This is a genomic window from Pikeienuella sp. (assembly GCF_046290545.1).
Lineage (GTDB): Bacteria > Pseudomonadota > Alphaproteobacteria > Rhodobacterales > Rhodobacteraceae > Pikeienuella.
Genome location: NZ_JBKAGV010000010.1, coordinates 54,726 through 79,745, shown reverse-complemented (window position 1 = coordinate 79,745; position 25,020 = coordinate 54,726). Strand labels below are relative to the sequence as shown.

Below are 25,020 nucleotides of genomic sequence, written 5' to 3'. Positions count from 1 at the left end.
TCATCCCGCCATCTGCCGCTTCAGCGCATCGAACCCGGCCTGGAAGACGTCTAGCCCGATGCCGCTCACAAGCCCCTCCGCGGCCTCCGCCGCGCAGTCGAATTCCGCCGTCCATTCCGCGAAGGTGCGGTCTCCGTCCGTCACCGGCGTCAGCCGCAGTGTCGCCACGTAGTCGGTCAGCGGCATCGGGCTTTCCAGGATCGAGTAAGTGCAGAAGTAATCGTAGTCTGAAAGGCCGAGCAGTTTTTCCCGGATGCGGTCGCCGTTCTGGAGGTGAAAGTCGCGGATGCAGCCCACCCGGTCCGCCGGCTCTCCGTTCTCGATGCGGCTGTCGCGGATGCGGGGGTGCCAGCGGGGGAGGCCGTTGAAATCCCGCACCCGCTCCCAGACTTTCGGAGCGGGGGCGTCGATGACGGACGAGATGTAGACGCGCGGCATTTACTTCTTCTCCCCTTCGCCCTTCGGATCGCCTTTCGGGGGCGCCTTCTTCGCCGCGTCGGCGATACGCTGCATGTCGGAGGCTTCGCGGATCAGCCCGCCCTGCTTCGTGAGGTTCCCGCCCTCGATGCCGATATCGCTCAGGAGGCTGTCGATCAGCGGCGCCTGGACGCGATAGCGAAGCGCGGAGTTGATGACCTCGTCGGTCGGGCTCCCGTCCCGGCTCCCGCCGCCGCCCGTCACGCCGTCCAGCTGCATGATGCGGATGTCCTGGATCTTCTCCAGCGGCTTGACGCTGGCCGCGACGATCCCCTCCACATGCTCCAGCAGCTTGCGGCGGAAGAGGGAGGCGCGGGCCGGGTCGGTCAGCACGTTCTCCGCCTCGTTGAGGAGCTTCTGCGCCTCGGCCTCGACCGCGCGACGAACCGCTTCCGCCTCGGCGGCGATCTTGGCTTCCGAAGCCGCCTTCTCCGCCATCAGCACGTCGATCTTCTGGCGGCGGGTCGCCTGCTCCGTCTCCCGCACGGTCTTCACCTTCTCCTCCGCTTCGGCGGCGGCGGCGCGGGCCGCGTCCGCCTCGGCGCGGGCGGCGCTCTCCTCCAGCGACTTCTTGTAGAGCGCGACGGCCTTCTCCATCTGCGCCGTCTCGACCGTCTTCTCGCGTTCGACCTCGAGCCTGCGGCGCTCGGTCTGATGGGAGATGCGGATTTCGTCGAGCCCGCGTTCGGAGGCGATGCGGGCGCGCTCGATATCCTCCTGGCTCTCGATCTCGGCTTCGCGCAGCGCCTGCACACGGGCGATCTCCAGCTGCTCGATGGAGCGGCGGCGTTCAAGCCGTGCGGCTTCGAGCGCGCGCTCGCGCTCCACATCCGCCGTCTCCACGTCCTTCCGCGCGACGATTTCGGCCTGCTTCACCTCCGCCTCGGCAGCGGCGGCCTTGGCCTTCTTGCCCGCGAGGGAGACGACGCGCTCCTGCTCCGCCGTCTCCACGACGCGCTTGCGCTCGATCTCCGTCACCTCGCGGGTGCGCTGGCTGCCGATCCGGTCCTCCTCCAGCGCCAGTTCGGCGGCGATGCGGGCCTTCTCCACCGCCTCCCGGCGACCGATCTCGGCGGCTTCGATCTCCTTCTCCCGCTGGATGGCGCGGGCGCGGACGGCCTCCTCGGCGGCGATCCGGTCGCCCTCCACCGCGCGGGTCTGGGCGATCTCGCGCAACGCGGTCGCCTCGGCGGCGGCGATGCGCTTCGCATCGAGTTCCAGCTTCTGGGCGATGCGCGCGGCCTCCACCGCCTCGTCCGCGGCGACGCGGGCCTCGTCCACCGCCCTGTTGCGGGCGATTTCCTCGGCGCGGGTCGCGCCGTCGGCGGCGATGCGCTCCGCGGCGAGCGCCTTCTCGCGCGCGATGCGGGCGGCCTCGGTCGCCTGCCCGGCGGCGATCTCCGCCGCTTCGATGGCCTGCTGCCGCTCGATCTCCAGCGCGCGGATGCGCCGGTCCTCCGCGATACGGGTCTCGTTGACGACGGCGGCCTCCGCGATGCGGAGCCGTTCCGTCGCCTCCCGCGCCTCGATCTCGGCCTCGTCGAGGCCCTTCTGCCGCGCGATCTCGCGCCGGCGGATATCTTCCTCGCCACGGATGCGCGTTTGCGCGATGACGAGGGTCCGCGCCATGCGGGCCTTCTCCGTCTCCTCCGTCGCGGCGATCTCCGCCTGTTCGACGGTGCGCTGGCGCTCGATCTCCAGCGATTGCGTCTCCCGGTCCTTCGCAATGCGGGCTTCGGCCACCGCCTTCTCCTGCGCGATCTGCGCGCGCTCCGTCGCCTCGCGAGCGGCGATCGCAGCCTCTTCGAGCAGCTTGCGGCGGGCGATTTCCTTCGCCTCGGTCTCCTGCTCGTTGAGGATGCGCGCCTCCTTCACCGCGCGCTCCTGCAGTATGCGGGCGGTTTCTGTCGCCTCGCGCGCGGCGATCTCCTCCGCCTCGTCGGCGCGGGTCCGCGCGATCTCGCGCGCCCTTACCTCGCGTTCAGAGGCGATGCGCGCCTCCGCGATGCCGCGCTCGTTGGCGATGCGCGCTTTCTCGATGGCCTCGCGCGCGCTGATCTGCGCGCTCTCGGCCTCCGTCTCCCGCTCGGCACGCTCCCGCGCCAGAAGCGCGCGCTGCTGCGCCCGGCGGAACTCGACCTCGCGCTCCTGCTCGAGCCGGGCCTCCTCGCTCTCGCGCTCGATATCGAGGGCCTGCTTCTCCGCCTCGAGGTTGCGGGCGCGGATGAGGATGGAGGTCTCCTGCTCGATGTCGTTCCGGAGCTTCCGCCGCGCCTCGATCTCCTTGATGATCGAGGTGAGACCCTCCGCGTCGAACCGGTTGGACGGGTTGAAGAATTCGAGCGCCGTCTGGTCGATGTCGAGAATCGCGACTGACTCCAGCTCAAGCCCGTTCCGGCTGAGATCCTCCTGCGCCGCCTCCTTCACGCGCGCGACATAGGAGCCGCGCTGCTCGTGCATCTCGCCCATCGCCATCTCGGCGGCGACGGCGCGCATAGCGCTCTCGAACTTGCCGGCGAGGAGGGCGTGGAGGCTCTCGGGCTCCAGCGTCCGCCGCCCGAGCGTGGAGGCGGCCATCGAGACGGCGTCCCGCGCCGGGCGCACGCGGACGTAGAATTCCGCCTCGACGTCCACCCGCATCCGGTCCTTCGTGATGAGCGCCTCGCCCTTCGTGCGGCTCACCTTCAGCGGCAGGGTGTTCATGTTGACGGGCGTGTAGTCGTGGACGATCGGCCAGACGAAGGCGCCGCCGTCGATCACCACCTTCTCCCCGAGGAAGCCGGTGCGGACGAAGGCGATCTCCTTCGTCGAGCGGCGGTAGAGCCATTGCATGACCCAGTAGACGATGGCGATGACGACCACCGCCACGATGAGCCAGAGGATCAGTTGCCCTATGATCTGACCTGTCATGTCGTCCTCCCTTTCGGCGTCACTTGCCGATGCGCTTGAACGCGCGCGTCTGTTCGGTGAGCGCGGTTTCCGCCGGCAGCCGCTCCATCGAGGAGGCGCCGTAGAACCCGTCGCAGCGTTTCGCGGCCTTCAGGACGAAATCCGCGTCGTCAGGCATGGAGACCGGCCCGCCATGGACGAGGATCAGCGCATCCGGCTTCACGGCCAGCGCCGCTTCCGCCCAACTGTCCACGAGGCCAGGGCAGTCCCCGAGCTTCAGCGCCGTCTCCGCGCCGATGGAGCCGCCGGTAGTGAGCCCGAGATGGCAGACGATGATGTCCGCCCCCGCCCCAGCCATCGCGGCCGCCGAAGCCTCGTCGAAGACATAGGGCGTCGTCAGCATGTCCTTCCGGCAGGCCTCCGCGATCATCTCGACCTCGAGCGCGTAGCCCATGCCCGTCTCTTCGAGATTGGCGCGGAACGTGCCGTCGATCAGGCCGACCGTGGGGAAGTTCTGCACGCCGGAGAAGCCCGCCGCCTTCACCTCGTCGAGGAAGCGCGGCATGAGCCGGAACGGGTCCGTCGCGCAGACGCCGGCCAGCACCGGCGTATGCTTGACGACCGGCAGCACCTCCGATGCCATCTCCATGACGATGGCGTTGGCGTCGCCGTAGGGCATCAGCCCCGCGAGCGAGCCGCGCCCGGCCATGCGGTAGCGCCCGGAATTGTAGATGACGATGAGGTCGATCCCCCCCGCCTCCTCGCACTTGGCGGAAAGCCCGGTGCCGGCGCCGCCGCCGACGATGGGCTCGCCCCGCGCCTTCATGGCGTGGAGCCGTTCCAGTATGTCCTTGCGGGGGATCATCGCCGCGCCTCTTTCCTTTTGGCCGGCCTGCCGCCATGCAGCTCGCGGAAGGCGGCGACGAGCGCCGCCGCGAAGGCCGGGTCGTTGATGTTGTGCGGCAGGCGGATCAGCCGCCGGTTCGCGCTCTGGCGCACCGTCGCATCGAGCGCGGAGAACAGCGCGGCGCGCGCCGCCGGATCGTGGAAATCCCGCCCGGGCGCGTCGAGCGCGGAGACACCGCCTTCGGGCAGAAGGAACCGCACCGGCCCCTCCATCTCGTTGAGCCGCCCGCCGATCCAGCGCCCCATCGCGGCGCATTCCTCTGCTGTCGTCCGCATCAGGGTGACCTGCGGGTTATGGACGTGCAGCTTCCGGCCTCGATAGCGCTCCGGCACGGTCTCCACCGCGCCGAAATTCACCATGTCGAGCGCGCCGACCGAGCCGACATAGGGGAGCCGCCGGCGGATGACCGCGCCGAACCTGTCCTCCGTCGCAGGGAAGACGCCGCCCATCATCATGTCGGCGACTTCCGTCGTCGTCGCGTCGATCACGCCGAGGAGGCGGCCGTTGTCCGCAAGGCTCTCCATCGCCCGGCCGCCGACGCCGGTGGCGTGGAAGACGAGGCAGTCATAGTCCTGATCGAGCGCCGAGACGACCTGCTGCACGCAGGGCGTCGTCACCCCGAACATCGTCAGGCCGACGGCGGGTTTTCGCGGCGCCGCCGGCCGCGCCGCCTTCCGCGCGCGGACCATGCCGACCATCGCCTGCGCGGCGTTGCCCAGCACCTCCTCCGTGATGGCGTTGAGGCCCTGAATGTCCGCCACCGAATGCATCATCATGATGTCGGAGGCGCCGACATATTGCCCGACCTCCCCGCTCGCGACGGTCGAGACGAGGAGCTTCGGCGCGCCGAAGGGCAGCGCGCGCATCGCCGGGGCGGCGAGCGCGGCGGCGCCGGAGCCGCCGGCGGCGACGATCCCCGCGATCCCTTCCTGCCGCGCGATCCAGCGCTCGAAGGCCAGCGCCATCGCCGTCACCGCCGCGCCCCGGTCCCCGGTGAAGACGCCGGCGGCGCCGCGCGGGTGGAAGGCGGCGACCTGATGCGCCGGGATGTCCGCGCCGGAATGCGCGCCGGTTGTGGAAAGATCGACAAGCCGCACGGGAAGCCCGGCGGCGAGGATCAGATCGCGCAGGTGGCGGAGTTCCGGGCCCTTGGTGTCGAGCGTGCCGGCGACGAGCACCACCTTGGCCCCCGGCGCGGCCAGCGGGCGAATCTCCGCCGAGGGCGCGGCGAGCGGCCCTGTCGTCACGACCCGCGCCTCCCGCTCCAGCCGGTGGACGGGCACGGGCGCGCTCCAGCGCGTGGGCGCCGCCGGATTGGCGTTGTATATCTTCACTGCGGCGGGCGCTGATGGCGCCGGCGCCTCGGCCTCGCCCTGCGCGGGCTCCGGCGTCTCCTCATGCCCGTGCCGGCCGACGCCGAGCAGGCGCTGCTGAAGCTCCCGGTCCGCCGCCAGCGCCGCCGCTGGCGCGATGCGGTTGATCCGGCCGTTGACCATGATCGCGACCTCGGAGGCCACGCCGCAGGCGACGCCGATGTTCTGCTCGATAACCAGCACGTCGATCTCGCCCTCGTCGGCGAGGCGGAGGAGCATCTCCTCCACCTGCGCGACGATGACGGGGGCGAGGCCCTCGGTCGGCTCGTCCATGACGAGCAGTTTCGGATTGGAGAGGAGCGCGCGGGAGATGGCGAGCATCTGCTGCTCGCCACCCGAAAGCTGCGCGCCGCCGTTCCCCTTCCGCTCCGCGAGGCGGGGAAAGGTCGAATAGACCCGCTCGATGGACCAGGCGCCGCCCGGCTTCGCCACGATCCGCAGATGCTCGTCCACTGTGAGCGAGCGCCAGAGCCGCCGCCCCTGCGGGACATAGCCGACGCCCATGCGCGCGATCTCCGCCGGGCTCCGCCCGGTGAGCGGCTGGCCGCGGAAGCTGATCGTCCCCGACGCGGCGGGAACGAGGCCCATGACCGCCTTGCAGAGCGTCGTCTTGCCCATCCCGTTCCGCCCGACGACGGAGAGAACGCCGGATTTCAGCGTAAGGTCGACGCCCTGCAACGCATGGCTCGCGCCGTAGAAGACGTTGAGGCCCTTGATCTCGAGGCCGGGCGGGCCGCTGCGCTCAGCCATGGCCGCCCCCGAGATAGAGTTCCTGCACCTCGGCGTCGTCCTCGATCTCGGCCGGCGTGCCTTCCTTGAAGACCCGACCGTTGTGCATCATCGTCACGCTTTCGGCGACGCGCAGCGCCACATCCATGTCATGCTCGATGATGATGTAGCCGATATGCTCCGGCAGGCCGGTGAGGATCTTGATGAGCTCCGCTCGCTCCGTGGGGGAGAGGCCGGCGGCCGGCTCGTCGAAGAGGATGAAGCGCGGGGCGCCGGCCAGCGCGAGAGCGATCTCGAGCTGGCGCTGCTGGCCGTAGGAAAGGTCGGAGACCATCGTCTCCCGCGCCGCGGTGAGCCGCACGGCCTCGATCAGCTCGCCCGCCTGCGCCAGCAGCGCGTCGCCCCGCCGCGGGCGGAGCAGCGAGAACCGCCCGCGGGAGACGCCGCGGCAGGCGAGATAGACGTTGTCCGCCACCGAAAGGCCGCCGAAGAGAAGGCTGATCTGATAGGTGCGCCGGAGCCCCCGCCGGATGCGCTCATGGGCCGGGAAGGCCGTCACATCCTCCCCGAAGAGGCGGATGGAGCCCGAGGTCGGCAGGAAATCCCCTGTCACGCAGTTGAAGAGCGTGGTCTTGCCAGCGCCGTTCGAGCCGAGCACAGCCCGCCGCTCCCCAGGGCGGACCGTCATCGTCACGTCCGCAATGGCGGCGAGGGCGCCGAACATCTTCGTCACGCCCCTCAGCTCCAGCGCCGCGCCGGAGCCGACCTGCCCCAGTCCCTCCGCCATGCTCATCGCGAGCCCCCGCGCAGCGGATCGGCCTTGCTCGCCCGCCTTGCGCGCCACCGCTCCCAGAGGCCGAGCACGCCATCGGGCGAGAAGAACACGATGAGGAGGAAGCCGAGCCCGATCAGGAGCTTGAACCGCTCCGTCGAGAGCCCGAAGGCGCTCAGCGCGTCCGGCGCGAAGGAGCGGAGGAGCACGTAAATGAGCGCCCCGATGAACGGTCCGATGGGCCGCTTCAGCCCGCCGACGACGGCGATCACCAAAATGTCGATCACCGCCGGAATCCCCGCCGTGCCGGGCGAGATCTGCGCGTTCTGCCAGACGAGGAGGATGCCGCCGAAGGCCGCGATGACGGAGGCGAAGGCGTAGGCCGCGATCCGGTGCGCCGTGACGTTGAAGCCGAGCGCCGCCATCCGGCGCGGATTGTCCCGAACTCCCTGCAGCGCCAGCCCGAAGGGCGAGCGGGAGACATAGACGACCGCAAGCCACGAGAGCGCCGCCATGCCGAGCGTCAGGTAATAGAACGGAACCGGCTGCCGCCAGTCCACCCCGAAGAGTTGCGGCGGAACGACGAGGTTGAACCCCGTATAGCCGTTGAAGATCCCGTAATTCTGCCGTGTGAAGTAGAAGAAGGCGGAGGCGATGGCGAGGGTGATCATGATCGTATAGATCCCCTCCGTCCGCACCGCCAGCGCGCCGACCAGCGCGCCCCCGATGGTCGCTATCACCACCGCGCCGGGAATGTAGACATACCAGGGGAGGAAAAGACTCAGCGCCTCCACCCCGCTCGGCCCGAATATGGCGACCATGTAGCCGGCGAGCGCCGCGACGCTCATCTGGATCAGGCTCACCATGCCGCCATAGCCGGCGAGGAACATGAGGCTGAGCGCGATCATGCCGAGGATGAAGGTCCAGCCGAAAACCTGGAACAGCACGAAGTCGTTCGCCAAGGCCGGCATGATGAGGAGAAGGAAGCCTACCGCCCAGACCGGGGCCGGAATCCGCTCCACCCAGTAGGGCTCCGCCGGCGCGCGCTCGATCACCGCCATTGCGCCCTCACCGCCTGTCGCCGAGCAGGCCTTGGGGCCGGAAGGCCAGCACCAACGCCATGATGAGGAAGGTGAAGACGACCGAATAGGTCGGCGCATAGACGAGGCCGAGCTGCTCCGAGAGCCCGATCACCAGCGCGCCGATGGCCGCGCCCGGAATCGAGCCCATCCCCCCCACGATCACCACGACAAGCGAGGCGAGGAGGAAGCGCGTATCCTCCCCCGGAGAGAGGGACTGGAACGTGCCGCCGACGATCCCGCCCACGCCCGCGAGCCCGGCGCCGAAGCCAAAGACGGCAAGAAACACATACTGGATGCGAACGCCCGAGGCCGCCAGCATCTCCCGGTCGTCCACCCCGGCGCGGATCAGCATGCCGAGTCGGGTGCGGTTCAGCACCAACCACATCGCGACGCCCACGACGACGGCGGCGACGAGGATGGCGATGCGCACCGCGGGGTATCGGAGATAGACAACCTCCCCGCTGTCCCGGATGGAGGAAATGATGGGAAGCGTCGTCGGCCCCGAAAGCCATTCAGGCGAGAGGATCGTGTAGGACTGCCCGCCCCAGATCCAGAGCATAAGGTCGGCGAGAACAACGGAGATGCCGATTGTCACCAGCGTCTGGCGCAGGTCCTGCCCCTCCATCCGGCGGAAGACCTGATTCTGCATCAGGAGACCGAGCGCCGCGACGAGGACGAACACGACAGGAAAGGCGAGGAGCCAGGAACCGGTCGAATCCGATATCTCGAAACCGACATAGCCGCCGAGAAGATAGAGGGAGCCATGCGCGAGATTCACGTTGCGCATCAGCCCGAAGATCAGCGTGAAACCGGCGGCGACGAGGAAATAGAGGGCGCCAAGCGTGATGCCGCCGAAGACCGCATTGAGGAATATGCGTTTCCGGCCGATCGCGTCCTCCAGCCCGTCCGGCCAGGGCGCGAAGACGAGCCATAGCAGCGCCGCCGCGGCGATGGCGATGACGAGCGTCCAAATCGGATGTCGCGAAGCGAAGCGCTGCATGATCCCTTCCGTCGGAACGCGCCTGCAGGCGCGTCCTCCTGTCTCCACACTAAGCCGCGGGGCCGCGGCGCGCGTTACCCCTCAGTCTGATCATTCGGCGCCCCGTCCGCTTATCGGGTCGCTCACCCGTGCTGGACGAGCACGCTCCGCCGGTAGACGGACGGCGGCACCACGCCGTTGGCGATGAAGAAGCGGGAGAAGCTCGCCTGGCTGGAAAAGCCGAGATCGAGCCCGATCTCGGAAACGGCCTCCGTCGTCTCCGCCAGCCGGTCGATCGCGCGCTCCATGCGAAGGGCGTTGAGATAGATGTTCGGCGTCGCGCCCACCTGCTCCCGGAACAGTTTGTAAAAGTGCGGGCGGGAGAGGCCTACTTCACGGGCGACCTCGTCGAGGCCCAGCGTCTCCCCCAGCCGCTCCTGCAGGAGGCGGAGCGCGTTGCGGATGCGGTAGTCGCGCTTCGGCAGCGCAGGGCCGACAAAGGCCGGGCCACGCTTCGTCCACTGCCAGGACTGGTCGAAGGCCGCCTGCGTGAGCGCGCAGAGCCGTTCCTCCAGCGCCGGGTCCACCCGTTCCGCGTCCAGCATTGAGGTCGCGATGCCGTAAACATGGCGCGCCATGTGGTCCGCCACGTCGACGCCGACGCGCCCGAAGCGGAGCGAGGCGGCGGCGCGGCGGGAGGCTTCGAGGAACCAGCCGGGGCGAATGTAGAGGACGAGCGCCAGCGTCGGGGCCGCGTGGTCCAACGGCGCATAATAGTGTCCCTGCCACGGGCTGATCCCCACAGCCTGCCCGGGGGCGAGCGGATAGCGCGCCCCGTCCACCACGACGGAGGCGGCAGGGCCCTGGATGTGGAAGATCAGATGCCCCTCACGGTGGACATGCGGGGCCATGACCCGGTCCATCGAATAAAGACAGACGCGGCCGAATGCGCCGTGAAAGACGGCGAGAGCGTCGCTCATGTTCCTCCCTCCCGCATTCTGGTGATGCAGCGTGACGCGAAGCCTAGGCCAGAACGCCCGGGACACAAAGCAGTTTGGAGAGGCCGGCCGCTCATCGCGCGTCCTCTAGGATGCGCAGATAATCCTCCATCGTGGCGAGGCGCGGATTGGTCTGCGTCGCCGGATCCTCAGCCGCGCGGCGCGCGGCGCGCCGGAGTGCGGGCTCGCCGATGTCGAGCGGGCCGAGCCTCGCCGGGAGCCCGAGCCGAGCGCCGAGCGCGGCGAGGCCGGCGCCCGGCTCCTGCCCCGCCGGCAGGCGCAGGGCCTCCGCCGCCGCCTCCAGCTTCGCCTCCAGCGCCGGCGCGTTGAAGGCGAGGACAGGGCCGACGAGCGCGATGTGAAGCTCGCCGTGGCGGGGCGCGCGCCCCGTTTCCTCCTCCAGCGCATGAGCAAGGGCGCGGACCCCGCCGAGCCCCTTCTGCGCGGCGAGCCCCGCGTCGAGCGCCGCGGCCAGCAATTCCCTTCGTGCATCCGGGTCCGCCCCGTCCCGCACCGCGTGCTCGACATGCGCGGCCGCGCGGCGCATCCCGTCGAGCGCGATGCCGTCCGCCGGGGGGTTCCACGTGGCGCAAAGGAAGGCTTCGAGGCAGTGGATCAGCGCGTCCATGCCCGCCGCCGCCGTTTCCTGCGGCCCGGCCTCCATAGTGAGCGTCGGGTCGCAGATCAGGAGCGCCGGCGTCGGCGCGGCGCAACTCAGGCCAAGGGCGGATGAGACAGGACCGAGGCCCACGCTCGCAGTGGTCGTCGGCGCGGCGATCATCGGGACGGGCTCGCGTGCGCCAGCGCTCTCCGGCCCCGCCTTCGCCAGCGCCCGCGCAAGGTCCAGGGCGACCGGCCCGCCGAGGCCGATCACCCCGTCCGCCCCCGCCGCCTCGAACCGGCGCGCTGCGGCGAGGAGCGCCTCGGGCGAGAGCCTGTCGGGCGCGGGCGCCGCGGCGGCGGCGGCGCCGGGCGGCAGGGCGTCGAGTATCCGGTCAAAGGCGTCGCCGCGGCGACCGGCCTCGTCCGTCACGATCAGGGGGCGGGAGAGGCCGAGCCGGCGCAACTCCACCGGAAGCGCATCCTCCACCACGCGGTCGGCGAAATGGATGCGCGTGACATAGGCGATGAGCGACATGGGCCTCTCCGGGGATGGCGGGCCGTCAAGCGCCCGCGCCGGGCTCCGGCGCGGGCGTGTCGGTCATGTCAGGCGGCGCGGGGGCGCCGCGAGGCTTCAGCCGCGGAGCGCGGCGCAGTCCGGCGTGTCGCGCGAGGGCAGGCCCATCGCCCGGAACTCTTCAGCCGACATGCCGAGCGTCTGCGTCACGCCTTCGGCCTTGCCGACCAGCGCGTTGCGAAGCCCGCCCTGCCCGTCATCGACCACCTCGTTGATCATGATCGTGCCCGTGGCCTGCCGGTTCTCGTTGAGCGAAATGACGCCGAGCGGAGTCTGGTGCTCGAGCGAGGAGAGCGCGGCGTGGAGCTTCGCCTGCCCGCCGGAAAGGTCCCCGTCGATCTCGTTCAGCGCGGCGATCGCGGCGGTGGTGGCGATGTAGTAGCCGACGCCGAAGAGCGACGGGGAGGGGAAACGCTCGCCCTCCGGGAAGGCGTCCTGATAGGCCTTCACGTACGAGGTCCATTCCGGCGAGTCGTTGTCCTGGGCCAGCCAGCCCGAGGTCGGCGTGCCGATCAGCGCGTCCTTCGCCCGGCCCTTGGAGGTGAGCACCGTCTGGTCGGCCATGATCGTGCCGCCAATGAGGTTCGTCTCCGTCCCGGCTTGCTCGAACTGATTGAGGAAGTTGATCGCGTCCGTGCCGCCGACGCCGAGATAGATCGCGTCCACGTCATCGGGCAGCGCTGCAATCACGCCGCCGAAGTCGGACGAGCCGAGCGGAACCCAGAAGCGCTCCACGATCTCCCCGCCCGCCTTGCAGAAGTCCACCGCGAAGCCGAGGAAGTTGGTGTAGCCGAAGGAATAGTCGGCGGCGACCGTCGCCACGCGCTTCCAGCCCTTCTCGTTCACCACATAGGAGCCGAGGCCGTAGCCCCACTGCGCCCCGTCCGGGTTGAAACGGAAGAAGTTCGGCGCCGGGTCCACCCAGGTCGTCTCCAGCGCGCCGGAGACGCCATTGATCACGGTCTTCTCCGGCACCGTCTTGGCGTAGTCGCGGAGCGCGATGCCCTCGGAGCCGGAGAGCGGGCCGATGATGATGTCCACCCCGTCCTGCTCGATCAGCTTGCGCGCCTGGCGCACCGCCGTGTCGGGCGTCGTGTCGGAAGGGGCGACGACGAATTCGATCTTCTTGCCGCCGGCCATGCCGCCCGCCTGGTTGATGGCGAGTTCGACATTGCGCACGCCGTCGGCCCCGCCTGCGGCGAAGGCGCCTTCGAGCGCGACGAGAATGCCGAGCTTGATCGTGTCCTGCGCCATCGCCGCCTGCGGCGCGAAAAGGGCCGCGGCGGCGACCGCGCCCAGAATCTGCTTCTTCATGACGTCCTCCCGGATTGCGCCGGCTCGCCCGGCCTTGCGGGGAAGGCTAGGCGCGGGCGACGGGCCCGGGCGATGACCGGCGATGCGCGGCCATACCCCTCCGTCTGTTTTTCCGCACGGGGCGCGCCGCTTTAATCAGCACTCGAAGAAGATCGTCTCCTCAGACCCCTGGAGGTGGATGTCGAATCGATAGGCGCTGGTCCCCTCGGCCCGCGCCACCAGCGTGGGGATGCGGGAGCGGTGCTCGATGCGTGAGAGGACTGGATCGACGGACAGATCGTCCTCCGGAAAATACATTCGCGTGTGGAGGCCGAGATTGATGCCCCGCGCGACAATCCAGAAAGTCACATGCGGCGCCTGCAACCGCCCGCCGGGGCCGGGAACGGGGCCGGGGCGGATCGTCTCGAAGGTCCATTCCCCGGTCTCGTAGTCCCCCGCCCGGCGCCCGAAGCCGGTGAAATGCGGGTCCGCCGCGCCACGCGTCTCCTCCGGCGAGGCGTAGAGCCCGGCGGCGTCCGCCTGCCAGATCTCCACCATCGCATCACGGAGCGCCATGCCCGCGCCGTCGATCACGCTTCCGCGGATCGTGATCCGCTCGCCCTTCGCTTCCCCGGTGATCATCCGGGCGCCAAGGTCCTCCGGCCAGACGCCGCCGAGGCCGCAGAAATTCGGGACGCAGCCGATATGGACATAGGGCCCCGCCGTCTGGCTCGCGCTTTCCCTGAACCTCATGGCCGGCCCTCGAACATGGTCTGGCGACGCCCCCTCAGCGTGATGTCGAAGCGGAAGGCCCGCGCGTCCATCGGGAGCGTCGCCTCCGGGTCCCACCGCGCGATCAGGCCCTCCACCGCCTCGCGCGAAGGGATGGAGGAGACGATTGGGCAGCGCCAGATCATCGGGTCCCCCTCGAAATACATCTGGGTGATGAGCCGCTGCGCGAAGGCGCGCCCGAAGATCGAGAAGTGGATATGCGCCGGCCGCCAGTCGTTCGGCCCGTTCGGCCAGGGATAGGCGCCGGGCTGGATGGTGCGGAACTCGTACCGCCCCTCCGCATCGGTGATCGTGCGCCCGCAGCCGCCGAAATTCGGGTCGATGGCGCCGATATAGCCCTCTTTCGCGTGGCGGTAGCGGCCGGAGGCGTTGGCCTGCCAGATCTCCACCAGCGCCTGCGGCACGGGCCGCCCGTCCTCGTCCTGCACGCGCCCATAGACGATGATGCGCGGCCCGATGGCGGCCTCCGCCCCGAAATTGCGGATGAGATCATTGTCGAGCGGGCCGGAAAGTCCGTGGCCGAAGGCCGGCCCCGTCGTCTCCGAAAGTGTCTGCGGCATCGTCACCGGCGCAAAGGAGGGGCTGCGCTTCACGCTCGTCTTGTAGGGCGGATGGAGCGCCGGCGGATGCCAGCCGCTTTCCCGTGCGTAATAGCTCATCGTTCCCTCCTTCAGCGCCGGGCTTCAGCGCCGCGGCGCGGCGTCGTCCCGGTTCAGCCGGGTCTGCGCGGCGAGGCGGATCGGCGCGTTGGGCGCGCCGTAGCCTTCATACCCGTCCCGCTGTACGATCTCGAAAAAGAACCGCTCCTCGAACAGGCCGGTATAGAGCTGGATATAGCGCCCGCCCGCGTCCTCGTCATAGAGCGCGCCGGCCTCCCTGAGCTTTGCCGCGAAGTCGGGGGCGAGGGCGAAGCGCGCCTCCACGTCGTCATGATAGTTCGCCGGAATGGGGAGCAGCGGCGCGCCCGCCGCCCGCATCGCCGCCGCCGCGGCGAAGATGTCGTCAGTCGCGAAGGCGACGTGCTGCACCCCGGCGCCGAAGAATTCCTGGATGAAGCGGTTCGATTGCGTCCGCCGCGCCGCGCTCGAATTCAGCGCGATGCGGACGGAACGGTCCGCCGAGTGCAGCACCTGGCTTTCGACGACACCCACCGGGTCCGCCACGTCCACCTGCCGGGTCCGGCCGAAATTCAGGATGGCGGCGTAGAAGAGCCGCCAGCTTTCGAGCGACTCGAACGGGATGGACTGCGCGATATGGTCGATCCGGCTGAGCCCGACCGGAGCCGCCTCCCCCGTCTCCGACTCGAACTCCGTCTCCCACACGGCGCCGAGCGGCCCCTTCCGGTCGAGAAGGTGGATCAGCGCGCCGCCGACGCCGCGGATCGCCGGGATTTCCAGCTCGCCGGCACCGACAGACTGGCTGAACGGCTCGGCCAGCAGCGCCTCCGCCCGCGCCATCGCCCGGCCCGCATCCTCGACCCAGAGGCCCAGCGCCGCGACGCAGGGGCCGTGCGTGACATAGGCGCTCCGCGCAAACCCATCCGCCTCGGCGTTGATGACGAGGTTGATCTCGCCCTGCGCGAACCGCTCCACCGCCTTCGTCCGGTGGCGGCCCGCCGGCGCGAAGCCCATGCCGTGGAAGAGCGCGCGGAGCGGCCCGGCCTCCGCTTCGGAAACCGCGAACTCCAGAAAGGCGACGCCAGTCGCCTCCGCGGGTTCCGGCAGCGGCGCGGCGCCCCGAACACGGCCCGTGAGGTGTATGAGGGATCGCTCGCCGTCGAAGGCGATGCGCGCGGGGTCGCTCATCCGGAACCGATCGGAAAAGACCTCGTGGCTCAGCCAGCCCTCGTAGCCGGTCGCGCCGAGAGCGGCCATGAAGCCCGGGATGTCCAACTCCCCCTGCCCCGGAAAGCAGCGGTGATGGCGGGAGAGCTGGAGCACATCCATCTCCATCAGCGGCGCATCGGAGACCTGGACGAAGCCGACTCGGTCCGCCGGAATCGCGCGGATCGCGTCGACCGGGTGGCGGCGGGCGAGCATGTGGAAGCTGTCGAGCACGACCTTGACGGCGGGATGATCCGCCCGCCGCACGACCTCCCAGGCGTCGCGATAATCGGAGACGTGCCGCCCCCAGGCCAGCGCCTCGAAACCAATCTCCACGCCCTCCTCCGCCGCGATCTCCCCGAGCGCGCGAAGGTCCGCTGCGGCGCGGTCGATCCCGCCGAGGCTTTCCGCGTGGACGGAGGAGCAGACGAGCATCCGCGGCGCGCCGAGCCGCCGGCCGAGCACGAGCTTCCGCCGCGCCCGCTCGAAGGCGCGGGCGCGGAGCGGCTCCGGCAACCCCTCGAAATCCCGGAAGGGCTGGAATGCCATCACCTCCAGCCCGTGATCGGCGCACATGGCGGCGATGGATTCGGGCGGCGCGTCATGCGCCAGCACGTCCGTCTCGAACAGCTCCACCCCCTCGAACCCCGCCTCTGCAATGGCCTTCAGCTTGGCGGGGAGGAGTCCGCCCATCGAGACCGTGGCGATGGCGCGCCGCATCTCAGGCGAGCCCGGCGCGGAGTTCGGTCTGATCGACCTCGCGCCCGGCGAAGAGGCGGAAGGCGTCCACCCCCTGATGGAAGAACAGCTCGTAGCCGGAGATGATCGCAAGCCCCTCCGCCGCCGCATCCCGCAAGAATTCGGTCTCGACCGGCGTGTAGACCGCGTCAAAGGCCCAGGCCGCGCCCGCCATCGCAGGGCGCGGCAGCGGCGTTCCCTCGTAGCCGACCATGCCGACCGGCGTGCAGTTGACAAGCCCGGCGGCGCCATGCGCGCCCGCGCCGGCATCCACCGTCACCGTCACGGCGAGCGCGGGCGAAGCCGCGCGGAGCGCTGCGGCCAGCGCCTCCGCCTTGGCGGGCTCCCGCTCGACCAGACGGAGATCGGACAGCCCCAGTGTGAGAAGCCCGAAGGCGACGGCGCGGCCGACGCCGCCCGCCCCGACCATACAGACAGGGCCGGGCGCAGCGCTATCGCGCGCGGCCCGATAGGCGGCGATGAAACCAGAATAGTCCGTGTTGAAGCCCCGCGGCCCCTCCGCCCCGAAAATCACGGTGTTGACCGCCCCGAGCCGGCCAACCGCCGGGTCCTCCACCCGCACCTTCGCCGCGGCCCGCTCCTTGTAGGGATAGGTGATGTTGAGCCCGGCGTAGCCGCGCCCCGGGCAGGCGGCGAAGAGCGCGTCGAAGTCCAGCCGCTCCTCCCGCGGGATCAGCCGGTCATAGCGCACGGAGAGGCCCGCGAGCCGCCCCGCCTGTTCGTGCAGGGCCGGGGCGCGCGAAGCCGCGATATTGTCCCCGATCAGGCCAAGGCGAAGCGTCGTCACTCCCGCTCAGCCCGGCGGCGGGCCAACGCCGCCTCCTGGTCCGAGACGTGGAGAAGCGAGGCGAACTGCCGCATCAGCGCGTTCTCCTCGTCGTCCCGCGCGCCGTCCGCCAGAACGACGCGCCAGAGTTCCTCCATCAGCGCGGCGCGGTCTTCCGGCGCGATGGCGGCCTTCACGAGGCGGGTGAACTGGTGATGGTCCAGCGCCTCCGCCTCGGCCCTCTCAGCCTCGGCGAGGAGCGCGGCGCCGTTCCCGAAGCGGGCGTCGAGCGCGGCGAGGATGGCGGCGCGCTCCCCTTCGTCGAACTCCCCGTCAGCCCGCGCGAGCCGCACCATGAGCGCGGCGAGGGCGAGGGCGGCGGGGTCGAAGCCCGAAGACGCGGCGGCGCCGGGGGCTTCAAAGAGGGCGGCGAGCTCTGCGAATATTCGTTTCATGTGGCGAGCCTATCCGAACGCGCGGCCTCTTCAAAGAGCACCGCGTGGCGCGCGGCGACGAGCGCCGGGTCGCTCGCATAGCCGCCGCCGAGAACTCCGACGAGCGGCAGGTCGCGCCCCGCGGCGAAGGCGAGCGCACGCGCCTCCCGCCGCCTCAGCCCTTCCGGCGTGAGGGCGAGCCTGCCGAGCCGGTCCCCCGCCGTCACGTCGACGCCGGCGTTGAGGAAGAGAATATCGGCCCGCTCGCGCGAGAGCCTGTCGAGCGCGCGTTCGAGCGCGGCGAGATAGGCTTCGTCGCCCGTCCCGTCCGGGAGCGGAATGTCGAGATCGGAGACGGCCTTCCGCACCGGAAAGTTCTTTTCCGCATGGATCGAGACGGTGAAGACGCGGTCGTCGCCTTCGAAAATCCGCGCCGTGCCGTCGCCCTGGTGCACGTCGAGATCAAGCACCAGCGCCCGCCGGATCACGCCCTCGGCGAGGAGGGCGGAGGCTGCGACGGCGACGTCGTTGAATACGCAGAAGCCCGCGCCTCCCTCCCGCGCCGCATGATGCGAGCCCCCGGCGAGGGAGAAGGCGCGGCCATGCTCCAGCGCCAGCCGCGCCGCGAGAAGCGTTCCGGCGGAGGAAAGCCGCACGCGCCGCGCCATCCGCGCCGTGCCGGGCAGGCCGATCCGGCGCAACTCGTCCGGGCGGAGCGAGAGGGAGATCACCCGCTCCACGTAATCCGCGTCATGGGCGAGCCCGATCACCCCCGGCGGGGCCTCCACCGGCGCGAGGAAGCCGCCGGGCGGCATCAGCCCGCGCTCGGCCAGCGCCTGCCGGAGATAGCCGTATTTCGACATGGGGAAGCGATGGCCCGGGTCGAGCGGGGCCTCGTAGTCCGGGTGCCAGACGAGCGGCGCGCGCATTCAGGCCGGCCGGAGGCGCGGAAAGGGGGAGCGGGCCGAACGCGTCCGCCGTTTCCCTGCCGATTTTCGGGACGTGACACCCGGACGTGGGGACTTCCGCGCTTCGCGTCGCTCCGGCGGCCCCTCTCCCGCCATCGGGTCGCGGGATGAGGAAGGGAGCGAAACACCGCCGAAAGCTCCCGAAGCGGCCGCGCCACGCGCAAACTCGTTTTTCTGATTACATTTATATAACAATAACATAAACCCCTTGCACACTGTGTGCACACACCTCATTCCGCCGCCGGCAGAAGCCGGTCTACAAGCGCCAGCGCCGCCTCCCGCTCCGCCGCAAGCCGCACTTCGAGCGCCGGGAAATCCCCCTCCCCCGCCGCCCGCGCCATCGCCGCCTTCAGCCCTTCGCCCGCCGTCTCGGCCCGGAAGGAGCCGGCAAGCGCCACGCGCTCGACCTGCTGGAGCCGGCTCTGGAACCGGTGGGCGGCGGTCAGCGCCTCCGCGGTCTCCGCCTCCATCGCCCCCGCCGCGACCAACCTCCTGAAGGCCGCTGGGGCGGAGCGCGCCCCGGTCAGCGAGGCGCAGAGGAGCCCGGCCTGGGCGGCGAACTCGATGTCCATCAATCCCCCCCCGCCGTGCTTGAGCGACCAGAGCTCGCCCCGGACCGCCCTGTGCGCCTCGATCAGCCGGGCGCGCATCGCCGCCACATCGGCCCGCGTCTTCCCCTCGTCCCGCGGGGCCGCAAGCACAGCCTCGATCGCCTGCCCGATATCGGCTTGGAGCGGCGCCGGCCCCGCCACGACCCGCGCCCGGGTCAGCGCCATGTGCTCCCATGTCCACGCTTCCTCCGCCTGATAGCGGCGGAAGCCTTCGAGCGAGACGGCGACGGGCCCCTGCCCGCCCGAGGGGCGGAGCCTCATGTCGACCTCATAGAGCGCGCCCTCCGCCGTTGCCGCCGTCAGCGCGGAGACCAGCATCTGCGTGAGCCGCGCATAATAGGGGCCGACGGAGAGCGGCCTCGGCCCGTCGGACGCTTCCACTCCCGCGGCGTCATAGACGATGATGAGGTCGAGATCGGAGGAGGCGGTCATCTCCGACCCGCCGAGCTTCCCCATCCCGATCACCGCCGCGCCGCGGCCGGGCGCCGCGCCGTGCCTCCGCGCGAACTCCTCCTCCACGACGGGCAGGAGCGCCCTTAGGCAAGCTTCCGCCACATCGGAGAATCCGCGCCCCGCCTCCGCCTCGTCCGCCACCCCGCGCAGAACCTGCACGCCGAGCCGGAACCGCCGCTCCTTCGCCCAGGCGCGAACGGCGTTGAGCCGCATCTCGTAGTCCGGGGCGCGATCGAGCGCCGCGGAGAGCTCCGTCTCCAGCGCCGCGAGCGGCGGCGGCGAGGAGAAGAAGTCGGCGTCGAGAACGGCGTCGAGAACGGCCGCGTTTCGCCCGAGATAGGCGGCGAGCCGCGGCGCTGCGGCGCAGATCTCCGCCAGAAGGTCCAGCAGCTGCGGATTGGCTTCGAAGAGCGAGAAGAGCTGCACCCCGGCGGGCAAGCCGGAGAGGAACCGGTCGAATTGCAGGGCCGCGTCGTCCGGATCGCCCGCCCTCGCCAGCCGCTGGAGGATCTCCGGCGCGAGGATGCGGAATTTCCGCCGCGCGCGGGAGGAACGGGTGGCCGCGATCTCCCCCCCGCCCCATCGCTCCGCCATCTCGCGCACCATGTCGGGCCGGGCGAAAGGCAACTCCGCGATAACCTTGTCTAGGTCCGGCGCCGGAGCGGCCGGAGCGGATTTGCCGAAGAAGGAGCGCACCCGCGCCCTGACTTCCGAAAGCCGCGCGGCGACATCCGCCTCCATCGCCCCCCGGCTTTCCCATCCGCCAAGCGCCGCAACCTGCGACCGCGCCTCTGCGGAGACGGGGATGGCGTGGGTCTGCGCATCGTCAATCATCTGGAGCCGGTGTTCGAGCCGGCGGTGCGCGCGATAGGCGGAGACGAGCGCCGCCCGAGTCTCCCCGTCGATCCGCCTCGCCTCCTCCAGCGCGGCGAGCGCCGCCTCGGTGCCGCGGACGCGGAGCGAAAGGTCCCGCCCGCCGAAGGCGAGCTGCTGCGTCTGCGCGAAAAACTCGATCTCCCTTATGCCGCCCGGCGCGAGCTTCAGGTCGTATCCCGGGAGGTCGCGCGGCCCGTTCAGACCCTTCGCGTCGCGGATCTTCGCGCGAATCTCGTTGATGTCCTCAAGCGCCGCAAAGTCGAGATGCCGCCGCCAGACGAAAGGCGCGAGCCCGGCGAGGAACGCCTCCCCCGCCGCGATATCCCCCGCCGCGGAGCGCGCCTTGATGAAGGCGGCGCGCTCCCATGTCCTCCCGACACTCTCGTAGTAGCGCTCGGCAGCCTCCATCGAGAGACATATCGGCGTGACCGAGGGGTTGGGCCGAAGCCGGAGATCGACCCGGAAGACGTATCCATCCGCCGTGATATCGGAGAGGAGCTTCACCGCCCGCTGCGCCACCCGGACCCAGCGCGTCTTCACTTCACCCTGAGCATCCGAACCGAAGCGCTCTCCGTCATGCAGGAGGATGAGATCGACGTCAGAGGAATAGTTCAACTCCCGCGCCCCGCCCTTGCCCATGGCGAGCGCGAGAAGGCCGGCCTCCGCCGCCGTCATTCCGGCGAGAGGGCCGGACGTCTCCGCCGCCAGAGACGCGGCGAAGGCGGACTCCACGGCATGATCCGCAAGGTCGGAAAGGGCGCCGGTAACCGCAGGAAGGTCCCAGAGACCGCCAAGGTCCGCGAGCGCGATCAGCAGAGCGGCGCGCCGCTTCAGAACGCGGAGCGCGACTCCCGTCTCCCGAGCCGCCGGGGTGACGGGCTCTGCGAGCAGGGCGGCGAAGGCCGCCTCCGGCCCGGCCTCCAGCGCGCCGGAGAGCCATTCAGCCTCCCGCTCGAAGAGCCGGGCGAGATAGGGGCTGGAGCCGGCGGCGCCGGACAGAAGCGCCGCAACCTTGCCGCTCGCGCCAATGCGCGACGCCGCCTCCGCCCCGCGCCTCGCATCATGCGCCCGCGGCAGGGCCGCGATGCGGCCGGCGAAACCGCTCATCGTCCCTCGAAGACGGGTTTCCGCTTTTCTAGGAAGGCGAGCACGCCCTCCTCGAAATCCCGGCTCGCACCGAGCGCCTGCTGCGCCCTCGCCTCGACAGCGAGCTGCTCGTGGAACCCGTTCTCGACGCTTTGGCGGAGGGCGGAGCGGATCGCGGCGTAGGCGCGGGTCGGCCCTTTCGCAAGGCGCGCCGCAAGCTCGTCCACCCGGGCCATCAGGGCGTCATCCTCCGTCACTTCCCAGATCATTCCCCATTCCGCCGCCTGTGGCGCCGGGATAGGCTCGGCGAAGAGACACATTCCCATTGCGCGCGCGAGGCCGATCTGCCGCGGCAGATGCCAGGTGCCGCCCGCATCCGGCAGGAGCCCGATGCGGGCGAAGGCTTCGAGGAAATAGGCGGAGCGCGCGGCGACGACCACGTCGCAAGCAAGAGCAAGATTGGCGCCTGCCCCCGCCGCAGGGCCGTTCACCGCGGCGATGATCGGCACCGGGCTCGCCTCGATCATCTTCAGGATCGGGTCGTATTCCTCCCGCAGGAGGCGCTCCAGATCAATGTCCGACGCCCGCTGCGTCTGCCCCAGATCCTGGCCCGAGCAGAAGCCGCGCCCGGCGCCGGTCAGCACGATCGCCCGCGCCTCTCCCTGCGCTCGCGGCAGGGCGTGGCGCATCTCAGCCCGCATTACGGCGGTGAACCCGTTGAGCGCCTGGGGCCGATTGAGCGTGATGCGCGCTACGCCGCCTTCGACCGAATACAGAATTTCCCGATAGTCCATCGCCGCCCTTTCCCTGTTGACGCGCGATCATACAGGCGGGGGCGCGGGCGCCAAGCGGCGGCAAGGCGGCGGGGCCGCGGCCGATACACGCCGCCACGGCCCCGCCCGTCGGCCGCGGCACACGCGGCGGGCGGCGACTCTCTGAACTCGTCGCACCCCTACGCAGCGCCGCCCGACCGCAGCGGCCGACGCGTGGGCCCGGAACACGCCATACGCTCCACCCCTGAAGCTCACTGGCCCGGACCCGCCCCAAGTCTAGCAAGACCGGCGCCAAGATCGTTCCGGCGGAAAACCTGTTGTCCGGACGCCCGAATTGGGCGGATCGTGACTTCACCGCACAGTCGGATCCAGAGGGCCCGTTCCAGAACGGCGCGGCCATGCGCCGGAATGAGCCGATCAGGAACAAGGCTACAATACCCTGAAAAGACGCGAAGAACTCTGCGAGGAAGGCTTAGTCCCGCGTCAACTCGGCGAGCCGAGACTCCTCCTCCGGACTCAGGCGTTCCAGAGCGCGCGGCGCGTCCCGCCGCTGCCTGCGGAGCCATATCACGATCCCTGCGCCGCCCAACAAGAGAAGGGCCGGCCCGGCCAGCCAAAGCGCGAGATTCCCACCCGTCATGCGAGGGTTGAGGAGGACGAATTCGCCGTAACGTTCCACGACGTAGGCGACCGTCTCATCGTCCGTATCACCGGCGACCAAGCGCTCACGGACGAGGAGGCGAAGATCCCTCGCCAGTGCGGCATTCGAGTCGTCGATGTTCTCGTTCCGGCAGACGAGGCAGCGCAGATCTTTCGAGATGTCCCGCGCGCGGGCTTCGAGCGCCGGATCATCGAGGATTTCGTCCGGCTGCACCGCCCAAGACGGGGTTGAAACGAGCAGCGTGAGAGCAAGGAGCAAGAAGCGCATCGCTTTACTCCGCCGGCGTGGCGACGGCTGCGGAAGGGGCTTTCGACGCCGCTTTGGCCGCCGCGCCGACGCGATAGCGCCGGTCGGTCAGGCTCACCAGGCCGCCCAGCGCCATCACGAGCGCGCCAAGCCATATCCAGTTGGCGTAGGGCTTCACGTAAGATCGTACGGCCCAGCGCGCCCCGCCTTCCGCCGGATCGCCAAGCACAACATAAATGTCCCTCGTCAGACCGCTGTCGATCCCCGCCTCCGTCGTCGGGGTTTGCTGCACGGGATAGAACCGCTTCTCCGGATAGACGACCGTGTCGACTTCGCCATTCCGGAATACCGTGAACTTGCCGATATCGGCCTGGTAGTTCGGCCCCTGAAACGGGCGCACGCCCTCGAAGAGGATCTCGTAGCCTCCGATCTCGATCCTATCGCCGGGCGAAGCGAGCCGTATATCCTCCACCTCCCAGGCTGAGATCGCGGCGATGCCGAAGATGGTGAAACCGAAGCCGGCATGGGCGACCGACTTCCCCCAGTCCGCCCGCGGGAGGTTGGCGAGGCGGCGGAGGCTCTCGGCGACGGGCGCGCGCCCCGCCTTGGCCCGGTCCGCCAGTTCCGCAACAACCCCGAGGCAAACCCAGGCCGCGAGCGCGATGCCGATGGGCGCGAAGACGGAGCGCCCAGTCTGAAGGCTCCAGACGAGCGTAGCCACCAGGAAGGCGATGGCGAGCACCATCATCACTTTCCGCCAGACCTTCGCCAGATCGCCCCGTTTCCAAGGCAGCATCGAGCCGAAAGGCAGCGCGATGGCGAGGAGGATCATGAACGGCGTGAAGGAGGCGTCGAAGAACGGCGCGCCGACGGAGATCTTCGTTCCGTCGATCATTTCCCGGAAGAGCGGTGCGAGCGTGCCGACGAAGACGACGGCGCAGGAAACGGTGAGGAGGAGGTTATTGAGGATCAGCCCCCCCTCCCGGCTCACCGGCGCAAACGCGCCCTCTGCCCGCATCTTCGGCGCGCGCCATGCGTAGAGCGCGAGCCCGCCGCCGATGGCGATGACCAGCATCCAGAGCAGGAACTGGCCACGCGTCGGGTCCGAGGCGAAGGCGTGCACTGAGGTAAGCACTCCAGAGCGCACGATGAAAGCGCCGATCAACGAGAGCGAGAAGGCGAAGATGGCGAGCAGGATCGTCCAGCTCTTCAACGTCCCCCGCTTCTCCACCACGATCGCGCTGTGAAGGAGCGCAGCGGCGACGAGCCAAGGCATGAAGCTAGCGTTCTCCACCGGGTCCCAGAACCACCAGCCGCCCCAGCCGAGCTCGTAGTAGGCCCACCAGGAGCCAAGCGCGATGCCAATGGTGAGGTTCAGCCAGGCGAGCAGCGTCCAGGGCCGCACCCAGCGCGCCCACGCCGCGTCGACCCGCCCCTCGATCAGCGCAGCGATAGCGAAGGAATAGCTCATCGAGAGGCCGACGTATCCGATGTAGAGAAAGGGCGGATGGAAGGCGAGGCCCGGATCCTGCAGCAGCGGATTGAGGTCGTTCCCGTCGGCCGGGGCGGGGAAGAGGCGCCAGAACGGATTAGAGGTCCAGAGGATGAAGCCTATGAAGGCGGCGCCGATCATACCCTGCACTGCAAGCGCCCGCGCCTTCAGCCCATCGGGGAGCGTGCCCCCGAAGATCGCGACGAGCGCGCCGAAGAGGGCGAGGATCAGGACCCAGAGGAGCATCGAACCCTCATGGTTCCCCCAGACGCCGGCGACCTTGTAAAGCATTGGCTTCAGAGAGTTCGAATTCGCCGCGACGAGGCGCACCGAAAAATCCGACACCACAAAGGAGTAGGTCAGCGCCGCGAAGGCGACGGCGAGCGCGACGAACTGGAGGATCGCCGCGGGCGAGCCGAGACGCATCCAGTCCACCCAGCCCTTCTGCGCGCCGATGAGCGGCACGGTGGACTGCCACAGGGCGAGGACGAAGGCGATGATGACGGCGAAATGGCCCAGCTCGGCGATCATGGCGCGCTCCCTTGTTGGGCGAGAGTTTAATCCTTTGTGAAGGCGCGGCAATGCGCGGATGCGCGCGGCTGCA

At 69.8% G+C, this 25,020-nt stretch carries 20 protein-coding genes; all 20 read right to left on the bottom strand.

The window, feature by feature from the left end; translation table 11 throughout:
- The 20 genes from ACE37J_RS08670 to ACE37J_RS08575 all read right to left on the bottom strand — a co-directional run bounded on the left by ACE37J_RS08670 (position 1) and on the right by ACE37J_RS08575 (position 24,947).
- Positions 1-438: an SRPBCC family protein gene (locus ACE37J_RS08670; RefSeq protein WP_409710140.1), complete on the bottom strand. Its 438-nt coding sequence runs from the start codon at positions 436-438 to the stop codon at positions 1-3.
- Positions 439-3,387 carry a flotillin domain-containing protein gene (locus ACE37J_RS08665; protein ID WP_409710137.1) on the bottom strand — a complete coding sequence of 983 codons (2,949 nt, stop codon included), beginning with the start codon at positions 3,385-3,387 and terminating at the stop codon, positions 439-441.
- Between the two features lie 19 nt (positions 3,388-3,406).
- A complete protein-coding gene (locus ACE37J_RS08660; protein WP_409710134.1) occupies positions 3,407-4,231 on the bottom strand; it encodes a phosphoenolpyruvate hydrolase family protein in 825 nt (274 codons plus the stop codon).
- Positions 4,228-6,396, bottom strand: a complete 2,169-nt coding sequence (locus ACE37J_RS08655; protein WP_409710132.1) for an ABC transporter permease — start codon at positions 6,394-6,396, stop codon at positions 4,228-4,230. Before ACE37J_RS08655 ends, ACE37J_RS08660 begins: the two co-directional genes overlap by 4 nt.
- The gene (locus ACE37J_RS08650; protein WP_409710129.1) at positions 6,389-7,168 is read right to left on the bottom strand and encodes an ABC transporter ATP-binding protein; all 780 of its coding nucleotides are present in this window, start codon (positions 7,166-7,168) and stop codon (positions 6,389-6,391) included. Before ACE37J_RS08650 ends, ACE37J_RS08655 begins: the two co-directional genes overlap by 8 nt.
- A complete protein-coding gene (locus tag ACE37J_RS08645; RefSeq protein ID WP_409710126.1) occupies positions 7,165-8,208 on the bottom strand; it encodes a branched-chain amino acid ABC transporter permease in 1,044 nt (347 codons plus the stop codon). The genes ACE37J_RS08650 and ACE37J_RS08645 overlap by 4 nt, the downstream gene beginning before the upstream one ends.
- Positions 8,209-8,215: 7 nt before the next feature.
- Positions 8,216-9,229, bottom strand: coding sequence for a branched-chain amino acid ABC transporter permease (locus tag ACE37J_RS08640; protein WP_409710123.1), 1,014 nt, complete (start codon positions 9,227-9,229; stop codon positions 8,216-8,218).
- A gap of 122 nt (positions 9,230-9,351) precedes the next feature.
- Positions 9,352-10,188 carry an AraC family transcriptional regulator gene (locus tag ACE37J_RS08635; RefSeq protein ID WP_409710120.1) on the bottom strand — a complete coding sequence of 279 codons (837 nt, stop codon included), beginning with the start codon at positions 10,186-10,188 and terminating at the stop codon, positions 9,352-9,354.
- 91 nt (positions 10,189-10,279) lie between these two features.
- On the bottom strand, positions 10,280-11,344 hold the full coding sequence (locus ACE37J_RS08630; RefSeq protein WP_409710118.1) for an iron-containing alcohol dehydrogenase: 1,065 nt from the start codon (positions 11,342-11,344) through the stop codon (positions 10,280-10,282).
- 96 nt (positions 11,345-11,440) lie between these two features.
- Complete coding sequence (locus ACE37J_RS08625; RefSeq protein ID WP_409710114.1) at positions 11,441-12,697, bottom strand: ABC transporter substrate-binding protein; 1,257 nt, start codon at positions 12,695-12,697, stop codon at positions 11,441-11,443.
- A 135-nt stretch (positions 12,698-12,832) separates the two neighbouring features.
- Entirely contained in the window at positions 12,833-13,429 is a 597-nt protein-coding gene (gene pcaG / locus ACE37J_RS08620; RefSeq protein WP_409710111.1) for a protocatechuate 3,4-dioxygenase subunit alpha, read from the bottom strand.
- Positions 13,426-14,127 (bottom strand): protocatechuate 3,4-dioxygenase subunit beta, encoded by a 702-nt coding sequence (gene pcaH / locus ACE37J_RS08615; protein ID WP_409710108.1) that lies wholly within the window; start codon positions 14,125-14,127, stop codon positions 13,426-13,428. Before pcaH ends, pcaG begins: the two co-directional genes overlap by 4 nt.
- A 24-nt stretch (positions 14,128-14,151) precedes the next feature.
- Positions 14,152-16,011 carry a bifunctional sugar phosphate isomerase/epimerase/4-hydroxyphenylpyruvate dioxygenase family protein gene (locus ACE37J_RS08610; protein ID WP_409710105.1) on the bottom strand — a complete coding sequence of 620 codons (1,860 nt, stop codon included), beginning with the start codon at positions 16,009-16,011 and terminating at the stop codon, positions 14,152-14,154.
- A 1-nt stretch (position 16,012) separates the two neighbouring features.
- A complete protein-coding gene (locus ACE37J_RS08605) occupies positions 16,013-16,837 on the bottom strand; it encodes a shikimate dehydrogenase family protein (protein ID WP_409710102.1) in 825 nt (274 codons plus the stop codon).
- Positions 16,834-17,271 carry a TerB family tellurite resistance protein gene (locus ACE37J_RS08600; protein WP_409710100.1) on the bottom strand — a complete coding sequence of 146 codons (438 nt, stop codon included), beginning with the start codon at positions 17,269-17,271 and terminating at the stop codon, positions 16,834-16,836. The genes ACE37J_RS08605 and ACE37J_RS08600 overlap by 4 nt, the downstream gene beginning before the upstream one ends.
- Positions 17,268-18,179 (bottom strand): histone deacetylase, encoded by a 912-nt coding sequence (locus tag ACE37J_RS08595; protein WP_409710097.1) that lies wholly within the window; start codon positions 18,177-18,179, stop codon positions 17,268-17,270. Before ACE37J_RS08595 ends, ACE37J_RS08600 begins: the two co-directional genes overlap by 4 nt.
- A 269-nt stretch (positions 18,180-18,448) precedes the next feature.
- A complete protein-coding gene (locus ACE37J_RS08590; protein ID WP_409710094.1) occupies positions 18,449-21,265 on the bottom strand; it encodes a bifunctional [glutamine synthetase] adenylyltransferase/[glutamine synthetase]-adenylyl-L-tyrosine phosphorylase in 2,817 nt (938 codons plus the stop codon).
- Entirely contained in the window at positions 21,262-22,038 is a 777-nt protein-coding gene (locus tag ACE37J_RS08585) for an enoyl-CoA hydratase-related protein (RefSeq protein ID WP_409710092.1), read from the bottom strand. Before ACE37J_RS08585 ends, ACE37J_RS08590 begins: the two co-directional genes overlap by 4 nt.
- Before the next feature lie 451 nt (positions 22,039-22,489).
- Entirely contained in the window at positions 22,490-22,945 is a 456-nt protein-coding gene (locus ACE37J_RS08580; RefSeq protein ID WP_409710089.1) for a cytochrome c-type biogenesis protein, read from the bottom strand.
- Positions 22,946-22,949: 4 nt separating this feature from the next.
- Positions 22,950-24,947 carry a heme lyase CcmF/NrfE family subunit gene (locus tag ACE37J_RS08575; protein WP_409710086.1) on the bottom strand — a complete coding sequence of 666 codons (1,998 nt, stop codon included), beginning with the start codon at positions 24,945-24,947 and terminating at the stop codon, positions 22,950-22,952.
- Positions 24,948-25,020 lie beyond the last annotated feature (73 nt).